Source organism: Carnobacterium sp. ISL-102, from assembly GCF_018612935.1.
GTDB classification, from domain to species: Bacteria; Bacillota; Bacilli; order Lactobacillales; family Carnobacteriaceae; genus Carnobacterium_B; species Carnobacterium_B alterfunditum.
On the sequence record NZ_JAGGRF010000022.1, the window covers coordinates 1 to 13,971 of the forward strand.

Sequence of the window (13,971 nt, forward strand, 5' to 3'; positions counted from 1 at the left end):
ATCCTAGATACTGCAGCGACCAGTTTTCGAATCTATAACATTTGTTATTTTTATTTTATCGGAAAGGAGGAAGATATGCTTACTTTTAGAAAAATCGACATCATTAGGGAATTGCTGAAAAATCCAGTCAGGTCAATTGATTCCTTGTCTAAGCAATTCAATGTCAGTAAACGAACGGTAAGGTATGACTTGGATAATATTGGAGATGTTCTATATAAGAATGGCCTCCTTTCATCTTCCTTTACTCTCTTCGATCAGGTCGACAAATCGATTAAAGAAAAAATTAAAGAATTTATGGAAAATTTGAAAGTTAATGAAATTATTTTACAGCCTAATGAACGGTATTTGATTTTAAAAAGTTCTTATATACTTTTAGGCAAGCTAAATTTAACTCAATTAAGCAGAGAACTGCAGGTCAGTAGGGTTACGATAAAGAACGATTACAATCAACTTTTAAAGGAATTAAAACAGTTAAATTTAGAGTCGAAATTAAAGCATAAAGAAGGATTTATTCTGACCGGGAAGGAAAAATATATTCGTGATGCCCAGTGGAAAGTATTGGATAGTATTTCTCAAGAGACAATGCATAATAAACTTCTATTCTCCAAACTTTTGGATCAATATATGGGAGATCTGAATTTAAAAGGAATCAATCAGTTCTTGTCCGCTATGCAGGAAAAACTTAAATGTGTCTTCTCTGATGAAACATATAAAGAAATTCGTAATTATTTGATAGTTGTCTTGCAGCGGAATAAAGAGGATAAAGCGACCGCATATTTTTCCAAACCAGATATGCCTTTTCATTCTTACGAACTGGAGGTATTGAACTTAGAAAAAGGGATATTGGAAGAATTTTATGGAGTGAGAGTGAAAGAAATAGATTTAATAGAAATATCTAAAATGGTAATCAATGGCAAGTACATTAAGTTAACAGATATTTCTTATAATTATTGGATTGAAATGGACAGTTTAGTATTTAAGCTGATTCGCATTTTCAGTGAATACTATGGCGTTGATTTGACGAAGGATAAAGAACTATTTGAAGGTCTGTCGAATCATCTAAAACCGATCTTGTTCAATATCAAAAATAATATGGAATCCAATCAGTATATTGATTATGATGTAAAGTTGGAGTATTCGGATGTATATAAGTGTACACTGAAATCCTTAAAAGAATCCGACCTGCTTCCTACCAAAAGAAAGATTGATGAAGAAGTCTCTCTGATAGCGATCCACTTTGCAGCTGCGCTTCATAGAGGCGTTTTGCTTGAAAAGAAACCGAGAAAAGTTTTACTCGTTTGTAGCCAAGGTATTGGGGCATCAAAACTATTGGAGCAACGTTTGGGAAGGGAATTTAATGTCAAGGTTGTTGATACCATCCCGCTGCATTATTTATCGGATTATCCTAAAAAGCATCTAGTGGATATGATTATCACAGCGGTTGACTTCGAAGAAGTTATGACAAATATTCCTATTATAAAAGTTAATACAATGCTTACGAAAGAGGATTTATTAAATTTAGAAAAAGCAGGCATAATGAAAATAACCAAGAAAATTGCACTTTCTCAATTGGTAAATACGATTTATTCAAATGTTGAAGTGGGCAATAATAAGGAATTAGTTAAGGCATTAAAAGATAATTTTGGCAGTTTTATATTAGATGATTTAATTTCCGCTGACAACAAAAAAGAAGCGAAGGTACCTAGGTCTCATATACAAATAGTAGAGTCGGTAAATTCCTGGAAAGAGGCTATTACTTTGGCGACCAAGCCTCTGGTGGATAATTCATATGTAGCTGAGAAGTATATGGGTAGAGTAGTGGAATCTTTTGAAAAGTATGGGTATTATATGTTCATAGGAGATGGGGTAGCTATTCCTCATGCTCGATCTGATAAGGATGTATTTAAAACAGGATTTAGCATTTTGATTCTCAAGAATAGGTTATGGTATTCTGAAGATAATTTTTTAAAAGTATTAATTTGTTTTGCTTCAGTGGATAACCTGGAACATTTAGATACTTTAGTCAATTTGATGGAATTAGTGAAATCAGATGAATTTATAAAGATACTAAATCAGAATAAAATAGAAGAAGAAGTTTATCAAATGATTTCTTCAAATATATAAAGAACGTATCGGTATCAATTATTATGGATGAGTTAACTTTAATAAAAAATAAATCTTCGTTTAAACAGCTTGAGATAAATTTCTCAGGCTGTTTTTTTTTAACTTTAAAATCAGCTGAGATACGGTATCTAAATTTCTGGAAATTTCGATACTCATGAGTAATACGTTTAATCACCTTCTCCTGACAAAAATTTTCATCAAAAAAAAGTTTTATCTTTCAAATCGCGTGAAATTCGGATACATTTATGAAGAGACAGCTGAATTTAAGCGGTCTAACTAAAAATGACAACTATGCTTGTCGGTATTGCAGAAAGCATAGTTATTATTACATGATATACTAGATTACTTTGCACTTACGGGCTAACGACTTACGTGCTTTTCAGCAGTCATTTTGGTACGATAGTAAAAAGAGAGGTGTGGAAGTTATGCAGTGGATAATTGGGTTTATTATAACTTTCGTTATTGTCTTGGCTTATATCAGCTTATATAATGGGTTAGTAGAAGCCCTGTCATGGGTTAGGGAAGCGTGGATTCAAGTGGAGGTTCAACTCGAAAAACGTAATGATCTAGTTCCTAAATTGATTGAGACTATTAAAGATTATACGAAACAGGAACACGAAACATTCACACAGGTGATTCAGTTGAGAAATAAATTACAACAATTCCCAGTAGAAAATCGACTAGAGAAAATGCACGTATCTAATCAATTATCTGAGTCAATAAAGACTGTCTTTGCTTTAAGCGAAAGCTATTCAAATCTAAAAAATAATGAAAATTTTAAGGAACTACAAGAAGAATTAGCAACAACTGAAAATAAGTTAGCCTACTCAAGGCAATTATATAATTCAAGTGTCACTAGTTATAATATCAAATTGCAAGCCTTACCAAGTAATTTAATAGCTAAACTACATGGATTTAAAGAAATAGAGCTACTTGAAACCCCTCCTGAAGACAGAATCATTCCAAAAATATCCTTTTAACTCAAAGTTTTATGCCACAATAAATTATTTCGTACCGCTTAATATAGAAGAATCAAACGTTTTATATATAACGCATGTAATTGTCATCATATTGTCTTAATGAAACGGTTTCATAGTATGTTTGTAACCATAATATTATCTAACTGATACAGATTAATTGATGTACAAGTAGTACAATAAAAGGGATAAAAGACAAAGGGAGAAATGTGTCGTGCCATCAGAAACAACTTATGTCCATTTAGATACTATTACAAACGCTGTGTTGAGTAAAGGTTTCACAATGAATGAATATAAAGATGCCGTTAAGAGACCGATTAAAAATATTCTATTACTAAATGCACCTAAGGGTGTTGGGGAACTTGACCCTCATACTGGTTTTCGTATGATTCGAGGAATAGCAAGAATCCAAGAGTACTTCGAACGAAGCCAACATGTAATTGATGATTCTTCTAAATGGATCGATTTTGAAAGTGTTGAACTAATGAGACAGCTAACGCCGGTTGAGATATCTGAGTTGTTGTATATTGCACATGCCTCTACACATTTGCATTCACCGTTCTATTATAAATTACAAAATAATTATATTCATTTAACTTTACCTGAAGCAATGACTAAAGTATATTACCGAAATTTAGACCAATTTTATAGCCTTTTATCGATTAATATTACAAATAACATGGAAAAAAAAATAAATGATAAAAGAAACAAATTCATTTTCAAGAAAACTAAAATGATCACGCGTATACCAGTCTCCGAAGTTAAAGATTTGCTTCCGCTGCTTAAAGAAGGAGTTGTTTTTTCCTTTAAAAAGTTAAAAATAAAACAAGAGATCTATGAGATTCCTATTTATTTAGCAGAAGACCGTTTAAAATTTGTCGATCGAGATTTTCCAGAAAAAGATTTACTGGGTAACCTTTGTTTCGATGAAAAAAAGCAAAACTGGTTTTTCAAAGAAGAAAGAAGTTTATAGCAATCATAAAAAAGGTCTTAAGGGGTAACTGGATTTGATCACAATGTTAGATGAATTGATAACATTGTGATCGGATGAGTTGCTTAAAGGGCTTTTTTTTAAAGTGAATAAATCAGTTTAACTATTACATGAGAATCGTAGTTTCAATCTAGGTATGCTATTTTTCTATGAAAAAATATGGTACAATAATTTTTGAATTATAAAGAATCTGAGGTAAGACGCCTAAGTAAATTCGGAGGATAACTAAAATGAAAATCTTTCTAGTATATGGTGGAAAGAGTGCAGAGCATGATATTTCAATTCTGACTGCTTTTTCTATTATTAAAGAAGTGTATTATGATTATTATGAAGTGGAACCTATATATATTACAAGAAGTGGTCAATGGGTAAAAGGAGCAATTGTTAAACAAGCAAGCGATATCAAAAATTCGGATGTTCTAAAATTAACAATCTCGGATAAAGCACAATTCGCAGCTAATGAAGATCAAAGTTCTGAAGGCGTACTTATTCAGCCTTCTGATATAAAAGAAGAAAATGCAGTTATTTTTCCAGTTCTACATGGACCTAATGGAGAAGATGGAACAGTTCAAGGATTATTTGAAGTTATGGGCATGCCTTATGTAGGTGCGGGTGTCTTAGCTAGTGCATGTGGTATGGATAAAATCATAAGCAAACAACTCTTTCAACAAGCTGGTTTACCACAAGTTCCGTATGTACCTATACGAAAAGTTGAATGGATCAATGATAAGGAAATCGTTCTCAAACAATGTGAAGGTACGCTGTTTTATCCTATGTATATAAAACCGGCAAATCTTGGGTCAAGTGTAGGAATCAGCAAGGCCAAAGATCAAGATGAATTGATTGCAGCAATCGAATTAGCTTTAAGGTATGATCGACGAGTTGTTGTTGAACAAGGGATCGAAGCTAGAGAAATCGAAGTAGCTGTTTTAGGTAATGATGATATTCATATCTCAGTTCCTGGAGAATTAGTGAAAAGTGTTGATTTTTATGATTATGAATCAAAATATATCAACAATAATGTGGTATTACAAATACCTGCATTAATTTCTGAGGATGCTAATGCTCGTTTACGCGAATTTGCGGTACGCGCTTTCCAAGCGCTTGATGGAAGTGGCTTGAGTCGTTGCGATTTCTTTTTAACAAGCAATGATGAAATATTTATCAATGAAGTAAACACTATGCCAGGTTTTACACAATTTAGTATGTACCCTACTTTATGGAAAAACACCGGATTAAATTACGGTGATTTAGTTGAAGAATTGATTCAATTAGCACTAAGAAGACATCAAGAACGACTATCTTTTCAAAATGAAAATTATGAGCAATAAAGCTTATTACTAAAAGTAGAGACTGGGATAAGTTTCCCCGGTCTCTATTTTTTTCAAGTCAACTTATTCTTTCAGCATTTTATCAAATTTAAAAGGAGCGTAATTATGATTTCTTTAACAGTGAAAGAAATTGCAACAGCAGTTGGAGCGTTAAATGATACTAATAAGTGGTCAGATCAGGCAATAATTTCAGTCGATTTTGATACTCGGAAATTAGTAAAAGGATCATTGTTTGTGCCGTTAATTGGAAATAATGATGGGCATAACTTTATTTTAAAAGCCATCGAAAATGGGGCAAGAGCTTCTTTATGGGGCAAACCATTAAAGGAAATTCCGCCTGAAGTGGAGAATGATTTTCCTATTATTCAAGTAAATGATACCTTAAAAGCTTTGCAAGATCTAGCTAAGTATTATTTAGCAAAAGTGAATCCAAAAGTTGTCGGAATTACAGGAAGTAATGGAAAAACGACTACAAAAGATATGACAGATGCAGTCTTGTCTAGTCAATACCGTGTGCATAAAACACGAGGAAACTTTAATAACCATATTGGTCTTCCAATAACAATTCTTGAAATGCCAATAGATACTGAGGTCGTTATTTTAGAAATGGGAATGAGTCATGTTGGGGAAATCAAAGTTTTATCAGACTTAGCTGAACCAGATGTAGCCATTATAACGATGATCGGCGAATCTCATATTGAGTTTTTTGGATCGAGAGCTGGGATCGCAGATGCAAAAATGGAAATTAGTTCAGGCTTAAAAGAAGATGGAGTATTGATCTATCCAGGTGAAGAATCACTTTTACAAGAGAGAGTCGCATTTTTAGCAGATAAACAACTAAAAACATTCGGCTCATCACCTAAAAATGATTTGTATCCTTTAAGTATAGATGCCCAAATGAGTCAAACTAGTTTTACAACAAATGAAAATCCAAATTTGACGATCAGTTTACCTGTTTTAGGAACGTACAATGTAAACAATGCTTTGGCTGCTTTGACGGCTGGAATGGTTCTAGGCATATCAATTGAAAAGTCAGCTCCTAAACTTGCCCAATTTCAGTTAACTAAAAACAGAACAGAATGGCTAAGCGGACTAAGTGGGAGCAGTATTTTAAATGATGCTTACAATGCAAACCCTACTGCTATGAAAGCTGTGTTAGATAATTTTAGTACATTTAAAAATAAGGGTAAGAAAATAGTTGTTTTAGGTGACATGCTGGAACTTGGAGAACAAACTTCGGAGCTGCATTTAAGCGTTAAGGATTCGCTGGATCCAAATCAAATCGACAAGGTTATTCTTTATGGCGATAAGATGACCGTACTTTATGAAGCTTTAAAAGAAACGTTCAATGAAGAAAATCTTTTTCACTTTACCGGTGATAAAGAACCATTGATCCGATTTGTCAAAAACGAAATTGGACCAGAAGACTACATTTTATTGAAATCAAGCTTAGGAACAGATTTACTTTCCGTTGTAAGAGCCCTTCAAATGTAATGCAAAAATATGTCTAAAGACTGAGTGAATAATCGAAAAAAATTGGTATACTGTTACTAGATAATGAATTAGGAGGATCAATTAGTATGAACACAACTAGAAGAGAAGTTTCCAATCAAGCGGCGAATACAACTGGTTTATCTAAATTTTTCGCTTCGATTTATATTTATATGGCACTAGGCTTATCCATTACGGGTATAACAGCCTTCTATGCATCTCAAAGCCCGTTTATTTTAAATTTGGTTTTTGGTACCCGCTTCGGAATGTTAGCTTTTTTTATTGCTGAGATAGCATTGGTCATGAAGCTGGCTTCGAATGGTGCTAAATTAAGATCAGCAGGCGCATCAATTATTGGGTTCATTATTTTTGCGATCATCAATGGGATCACATTGTCTTCTATTTTCTTGATGTATGACTTAGGGAGTATTGGGGCAGCATTTATTTCTACAGCAGCATCATTTGCAGGCATGAGTCTGGTAGGGTTTACAACTAAAAAAGATTTAACTTCTTTAGGTGGGCAACTAAGAGGAGCACTGATCGGATTGATCATCGCTATGTTAGTAAATGGTATCTTCCTTCAAAGTGGCCCAGCTGATATGGTACTATCGTTTATTACGGTTATTATTTTTATCGGCTTTACAGCTTATGATACTCAAAAGTTAAAAGAACTTTATGCGCAGTATTCAGGAGAACAAAACTTAGGTGCGCTAGCTATTAGCGGGGCATTAAGTTTGTATCTAGACTTTATTAATATTTTCATTGGTTTGTTGCGCATTTTTGGTGGCGGAAGAGATTAAATGATCTTTTAAGTAACGTCTGAAAAACTAACATAAACCTGAGAAACTAAAAGCGTCGTGCGCAAACACCGCTTTTAGTTTCTTTTTGTAAAAAATAAATCATTAAAATGGACGATGCGTAATGAAAACGTAAACTAAAATAAGTGAATTCACAGATTAGAAAGAAAATTGGAAAAGGAAACGTGTTCATACAAAATAAAAGGTCAAATCAATTGAAAAACAAAATTATACATGATAGAATAGTTTAGATTGAAGAACAATCTTTAATAAAAAAATGAGACCATCGAGGGTTTTGTGAAACTAGATAAGCAGATAAACTTGAAAAACGATTCAAGTTTTTTATATGAAATGAAAAACTTGGTGTACATTCGACCGAACGAACATCAAGTTTTTATATGGAGTTACAGCAAACAGGTGCATTGATTAAGTAATGAAGGTGCCTGTATTTCGCAAAAATCTCTTAAGGTTTTAAAATTAGGAGGAAATATATTGAAATTTTCAGAATTAGGATTAACACCTGAATTATTAAAATCAGTAGAACGTTTAGGATTTGAGGAAGCAACACCAATCCAAGCACAAACGATTCCACTAGCACTTGACGGAAAAGACGTTATCGGGCAAGCACAAACAGGAACAGGTAAAACGGCTGCATTTGGTTTACCAATGTTACAAAAAATTGACGTGAACAATCGCAATGTGCAAGGATTAGTTATTGCACCAACTCGTGAATTAGCTATCCAAACACAAGAAGAATTATTCCGTTTGAGCCGCGATAAAAAAGTGCGTGTTCAAGTAGTATACGGTGGAGCTGATATCAGCCGCCAAATTCGTGCATTAAAAGATGCTCCACATATTGTTGTTGGTACACCGGGTCGTTTATTAGACCATATCAAACGTAAAACATTGAAATTAGGACATGTTGAAACATTAGTATTAGACGAATCAGACGAAATGTTAAATATGGGATTCATCGATGATATCGAAACAATTATCCATGAAGTTCCAGCTGAACGTCAAACACTATTATTCTCTGCTACAATGCCGCCTGCTATCAAGCGCATTGGAGTACGCTTCATGAATGAGCCTGAACATGTTCAAATCAAAGCTACGTCATTATCTGATAGTTTAATTGAACAATTCTTTGTACGTTGTAAAGATTTCGAGAAATTCGATATCATGACTCGCTTATTTGATGTTCAAACACCAGAATTAACTATTATTTTTGGTCGTACAAAACGTCGCGTAGACGAATTAGCTCGTGGTTTAGAAGCTCGTGGATACCGTGCAGAAGGAATCCATGGCGATCTTTCTCAACAAAAACGTATGAGTGTATTGAAATCATTTAAAACAGGTAAACTAGATATTTTAGTTGCAACCGATGTAGCTGCTCGTGGATTAGATATTTCCGGAGTTACACACGTGTATAACTATGATATTCCTCAAGATCCAGAAAGCTATGTCCACCGTATTGGACGTACTGGTCGTGCAGGAAAAGAGGGTGTTTCTGTAACTTTCATTACACCTAACGAAATGGGATATTTACGTGTTATTGAAGACTTAACGAAAAAAACAATAACACCATTACGCCCACCAACAAATGCAGAAGCTTTTGAAGGTCAAATTAAAGCATCAATCGATGAAGTAGCATCAATCGTTGACGCTAATGGTTTAGATCGCTATGAAAAAGCTGCAGCACAATTACTAGAAACTTATACAGCTGAAGATCTTGCTGCTGCATTCTTGAAGAATGTAACAAAAGATGCTGATGAAGTACCAGTTAAAATTACACCAGAACGCCCATTACCAGGCCGTAAAGGCGGAAGTCATGGCGGCGGTGGAAGTAATCGTGGCGGAAACAGCAGTAAAGGTGGATACCGTGGCGGAAACAGCCGTAGTGGAAAACCTGCTGAACGTCGTGGTGGCGCAAGTGGAAGTGGAAGCGCAAGTGGAAAATGGAATAAAGATTCAAAAAATAGCGGAAGCGACAGCCGTCGTAAAGACAGCCGTGGAAAATCTACTGATAACCGTCGTAAAGCTGGCGGAGAACGTAAATTTACTATCCGTGATAAAGACTAAAATAGTTAGAAAAAGGTTGAGACATTTGTCTCAACCTTTTTTATATTCAAAAGCTTTAAATGAAAAATGAGAGTATACCATTAAAAATAGATTTAATTACCTTTTACAAGTGACATTAGAAGTAATATTTGATAAGATAACTCTAATAGTACCAAATATGATTTGAATAATTAAAAAAAGCAATATAGGCATAAAAGAGGTGTATAAGATGATCGTAGGTATCGGTCTAGATATAGCGGAAATTTCTCGAGTAAAAGAAGCTTATTTGAAGCGAGAAAACTTCCCAAGTCGGGTACTTACTCCTGCGGAAATGGAAATTTTCTCTAGGTTAAAAGGTAACCGACAAATAGAATTTTTAGCGGGAAGATATGCAGCAAAAGAAGCTTTTTCGAAAGCGATGGGGACAGGAATTGGGAAATTAGGTTTTCAAGATATTGAGATAATACCAGATAACTTCGGAAAACCAGTTGTTGGAAAATCCCCTTTTCAAGGGAAAGCATTCCTTTCTATTACTCATACTGATTCAATTGTTGCAGCACAAGTAATATTAGAAAAGGGGGATCGAGATATGTAGCCAATAGAAATATAGTCATACATATAATTATTTTAAAATAGTTTGATTAGGGCTCCAATATACTTAGATGTAAAATCAAATAGCCGAATAAAATGAAACTTGTTTTTTATTTTAACAACGGTTTCAATGCTTATCGTTTCATGGTAACATGAACTTGAAGTGAATCCTTTTTATGGGGTATAAAAAGGTAATCTTTTAGGAGGTATGGGGCAATGGATGAAAATGATAACATAATGAAAGTTAATTTAGCACCAGAGGTTTACAAAGATGTTAAAGAATATTGCGCTATCGCAAATATTGATGAAAATGAATTTGTTAATTCGGTTATGAATTATTTTTTAGAAGAGAATTTAATAATCTATGATACCATGCGTAAAGGATATGCAGAGATGTCTCGTATCAATCTTGATATTTGTAATGAATTTGAAGTTTGTGAAAAAGAGGTTGGTGCCCAATTCTAACCAAGTGTCATAAGGAGGAAAATACCTATGGTGAGACGGGGAGAGATTTACTATGCTGATTTATCGCCAGTTATAGGTTCAGAACAGGGTGGAATGCGACCAGTTTTGATTATTCAAAACAATGTTGGCAACCATTATAGTCCAACCGTTATTATAGCCGCTATAACAGCTAAGATCCAAAAGGCAAAGATGCCTACCCATGTTGAAATATCAGCAGAAGAGTACAATCTTGAAAAAAATTCTGTTGTTTTATTAGAACAGATAAGAACGATCGACAAACAACGTTTGCATGAAAAAGTGACTCAATTAGACTTTAAAATGATGAAAAAAATCGATGATGCACTTGAAATAAGCGTTGGATTATCAAGACAAGTATAATAGGAATGTGACTATCTTTCAGCATTCGTAAATAAACGGGTGCTTTTTTTGTTTTGGTTTTGTAAAAAGGTACATACTTAAACAAAATTGAATAAATATGGATTAGATGGTATGCTGTAAAAGTTGTTAAACCGTGGTTCGTTGACCATCCCACGAAAAAAAACTAGGAGGAATAAAATGAAAACTAAAAATTTGGTAACAAATGCTGCAGTCGCAGCGGTATATGTTGTAATTACTTCGTTACTTGCCTTCATATCTTTTGGGGCGATTCAATTTCGTGTAGCTGAAATGTTAAATCATTTAGCTGTATTCAATAAAAAGTATATCTTGGGAATAGTTGGTGGAGTGTTTATTTCCAATCTTTTTTTCTCAACTATGGTGGTGTATGATGTTGTGTTTGGCGTTGCGCATTCACTTTTATCTTTACTTATAATGAGCGGTATAACAAGAAAAATAACAAATGTTTGGCTAAAAATGAGTGTGAATACGATTGTTTTCACCCTTGGTTCAGCTCTGATAGCATGGGAATTGTATTTAGCGTTGCAGTTACCATTCTGGCTTAGTTATTTTACCGTTGCAATCGGAGAATTTGCTGTGATGAGTATTGGTATGCCGATCATGATCTATTTGGATAAAAAAATTAATTTTAATAAACAGATGGAAATATAAAATAAAAAAAGCTGAATGCACTAGCATTCAGCTTTTTTTATCAGAAAGTGTAAATCAACCAACATTTTTCAAATCTTCTACTTCAACGACACGGAACCCTTTTTTGCTTAAAGAACTAGTTAGTTGTTTAACCGTATCTTTTGTGACTCCAGACTCTAAAGTGATCATCGTGCGGCGAACTAATTCATCGTGCTCAACGTCTAATGTAATACAACTTGAAATAGAGCAATAGCGACTAATGATTTTTGCCATATTTGCTAAATCGCCTTTATGGCCGGTAGAAGCAATGGTCAATACATAGCTTCCTGTATTAACATTCCAAGATTGTTGCAGCATGTTAAGTAATGAACTATGAGTCAAAATTCCGTAAAAACGGTTATCATCATCTAATACAGAAATATAAGGCAACTCTTTAATCGAGAAAAAGACTTTAAAAAATGATGCGTTCATAGAAATGAATTTTGTGGCATTTTTTAATAAGTGAGTTACCGGCAAATTCATATCCCCGCCATTAGCTTTATGACGATAGATATGCATTTTGTAAATATTCCCTCTAAAAATTGTTCCAGATTCATCTAAGATAGGCACACAGCGGAATCCGGACTTTTCAAGTATATCAATAGCTTCTTGAAGTGTTACGGTTTCGCTTACTGTAGTCAGTTTACTCTTAGGAATACAAAGTGATTTTATAAGCATGGGTGTATCCTCCTTTAAGGATTGGTTTATTTAGTTTGATAATAACATATAGTGGTTAAGGTATCCAATGCTTTTAAAAACGGCTGAAAGATTTTTAAAGGATGTGGAATCAGATAAGTAGTAGTAAGATTAACTTGTTTGAAAGGATTGGGCATTCTATAATAAAAAAGAACCAGCAGATAGCCAAAAAATAAATTAAGATGAATAGAAAGGCAAGGGAATATAATGAGAAATGAAATGATGTATCGACCAGTTGTTGACAAGGAAGTAGTGACGTTTCTTCGAAATAAACAAAAACCACTTAATGGAAGACTTGGAGAAATCGAACGTCAAGCGAACGAAGACGGTGTTCCGATAATACCTCATGAAACAGTAGTATTTTTAAATTTATTATTAGGTCAAATAAAACCAAAGCAAATTCTGGAGATTGGAGCTGCTATCGGATTTTCTTCAAGCTTAATGGCACAACATGTAGGTGATGAAGGTCATGTCACAACGATCGATCGTTATGATCTTATGATTCAAAAAGCAAAAAAAAATTATAAAGAACTCGGATTGAACGGTAAAGTTACTTTATTAGAAGGTCAAGCAGCAGATGTACTTTCAACGTTAGAAGGACCATACGACTTTATCTTTATGGATAGTGCGAAATCGAAGTATTATGATTTTTTCCCAGATTGTATGCGATTATTAAAAAAAGATGGTATGCTAATTGTTGATGACGTTTTGCAAGGTGGAACTATTTTAGCACCTAAAGAAGACATTCCTAAAAACAGAAGAACTATCCACCGCAAATTAAATGCCTTTTTAGAGGTCGTAATGAACCATCCCTCTCTAGAGTCAAGCATTGTTCCGTTGGGAGACGGCCTTTTGATGGTAGTAAAAAAGGATGATACAGACTTTTCTTATATGATAGAAGAAAAAGTGTAAGTGTAGATGGAAAAGAACCTATCAATGTATGACTTTTATTGATAGGTTTAAATCGATAAAAATTAAGTGTTTGGTATTGACTAAAAAGAAAACTCTTGGTATAGTAAGACACGTTGTTGCGATATGCAGCAAAGATAGTAACAACGAAAATAACTAGAGAAATAAATTGTTGACAACTACAATAATATAATGTTATTATATTGTAGTGCCAGAAATGTAACGAAGCGGTTGCATGAATAAATATGCACAATAAGAAATAATTATTTAAAACACGTTGACAGCTTAAATTGAAAGTGTTATACTACAGAAGTTGTCAGATAAAGTGATTGACCTTTGAAAACTAAACAAAGTGAGATGAAACAAATGTGAGGGTGACTTAGCAGTGCTAAGTCAACAGTAACAAAATTAGTGAATAATTATTCGCTAGCAATTCAATAATGAGCTTCAAGCATCATTTTATATGAGAGTTTGAT

General features: G+C 33.8%; 13 protein-coding genes and 1 riboswitch. Of the genes, 12 read left to right on the forward strand and 1 reads right to left on the reverse strand.

The annotated features are described in order from the left end of the window. From J7E16_RS08705 to J7E16_RS08755, 11 genes are all read left to right on the forward strand, one after another. Positions 1-2,124, forward strand: a 2,124-nt coding sequence (locus J7E16_RS08705) for a BglG family transcription antiterminator (RefSeq protein ID WP_214890890.1), incomplete at its 5' end; no start/stop codon positions are given. A gap of 425 nt (positions 2,125-2,549) precedes the next feature. Then, on the forward strand, positions 2,550-3,104 hold the full coding sequence (locus tag J7E16_RS08710; RefSeq protein WP_214890892.1) for a LemA family protein: 555 nt from the start codon (positions 2,550-2,552) through the stop codon (positions 3,102-3,104). 211 nt (positions 3,105-3,315) lie between these two features. Continuing rightward, positions 3,316-4,074: a hypothetical protein gene (locus J7E16_RS08715; RefSeq protein WP_214890894.1), complete on the forward strand. Its 759-nt coding sequence runs from the start codon at positions 3,316-3,318 to the stop codon at positions 4,072-4,074. A 248-nt stretch (positions 4,075-4,322) separates the two neighbouring features. Next, the gene (locus J7E16_RS08720; protein ID WP_214890895.1) at positions 4,323-5,423 is read left to right on the forward strand and encodes a D-alanine--D-alanine ligase; all 1,101 of its coding nucleotides are present in this window, start codon (positions 4,323-4,325) and stop codon (positions 5,421-5,423) included. Between the two features lie 105 nt (positions 5,424-5,528). Next, positions 5,529-6,917, forward strand: coding sequence for a UDP-N-acetylmuramoyl-tripeptide--D-alanyl-D-alanine ligase (locus tag J7E16_RS08725; protein WP_214890897.1), 1,389 nt, complete (start codon positions 5,529-5,531; stop codon positions 6,915-6,917). Between the two features lie 86 nt (positions 6,918-7,003). Further along, positions 7,004-7,714, forward strand: a complete 711-nt coding sequence (locus J7E16_RS08730; RefSeq protein ID WP_214890899.1) for a Bax inhibitor-1/YccA family protein — start codon at positions 7,004-7,006, stop codon at positions 7,712-7,714. A gap of 489 nt (positions 7,715-8,203) precedes the next feature. After that, entirely contained in the window at positions 8,204-9,790 is a 1,587-nt protein-coding gene (gene cshA / locus J7E16_RS08735; RefSeq protein WP_251006139.1) for a degradosome RNA helicase CshA, read from the forward strand. 208 nt (positions 9,791-9,998) lie between these two features. Then, a complete protein-coding gene (gene acpS, locus J7E16_RS08740) occupies positions 9,999-10,364 on the forward strand; it encodes a holo-ACP synthase (RefSeq protein ID WP_214890901.1) in 366 nt (121 codons plus the stop codon). 212 nt (positions 10,365-10,576) lie between these two features. Then, complete coding sequence (locus J7E16_RS08745) at positions 10,577-10,825, forward strand: hypothetical protein (RefSeq protein ID WP_034547376.1); 249 nt, start codon at positions 10,577-10,579, stop codon at positions 10,823-10,825. A gap of 27 nt (positions 10,826-10,852) precedes the next feature. After that, a complete protein-coding gene (locus tag J7E16_RS08750; protein ID WP_034547378.1) occupies positions 10,853-11,203 on the forward strand; it encodes a type II toxin-antitoxin system PemK/MazF family toxin in 351 nt (116 codons plus the stop codon). A gap of 127 nt (positions 11,204-11,330) precedes the next feature. Next, a riboswitch (PreQ1 riboswitch) is annotated at positions 11,331-11,376 on the forward strand. 4 nt (positions 11,377-11,380) lie between these two features. After that, the gene (locus J7E16_RS08755; protein ID WP_214890903.1) at positions 11,381-11,872 is read left to right on the forward strand and encodes a QueT transporter family protein; all 492 of its coding nucleotides are present in this window, start codon (positions 11,381-11,383) and stop codon (positions 11,870-11,872) included. A gap of 54 nt (positions 11,873-11,926) precedes the next feature. Here J7E16_RS08755 and cbpA read toward each other — a convergent pair whose 3' ends face one another. Then, positions 11,927-12,568, reverse strand: coding sequence for a cyclic di-AMP binding protein CbpA (gene cbpA, locus J7E16_RS08760; RefSeq protein WP_214890905.1), 642 nt, complete (start codon positions 12,566-12,568; stop codon positions 11,927-11,929). Between the two features lie 225 nt (positions 12,569-12,793). On the opposite strand from cbpA, the gene J7E16_RS08765 reads away from it, so the two are divergent. Beyond that, the gene (locus tag J7E16_RS08765) at positions 12,794-13,498 is read left to right on the forward strand and encodes an O-methyltransferase (RefSeq protein ID WP_214890907.1); all 705 of its coding nucleotides are present in this window, start codon (positions 12,794-12,796) and stop codon (positions 13,496-13,498) included. Positions 13,499-13,971 lie beyond the last annotated feature (473 nt).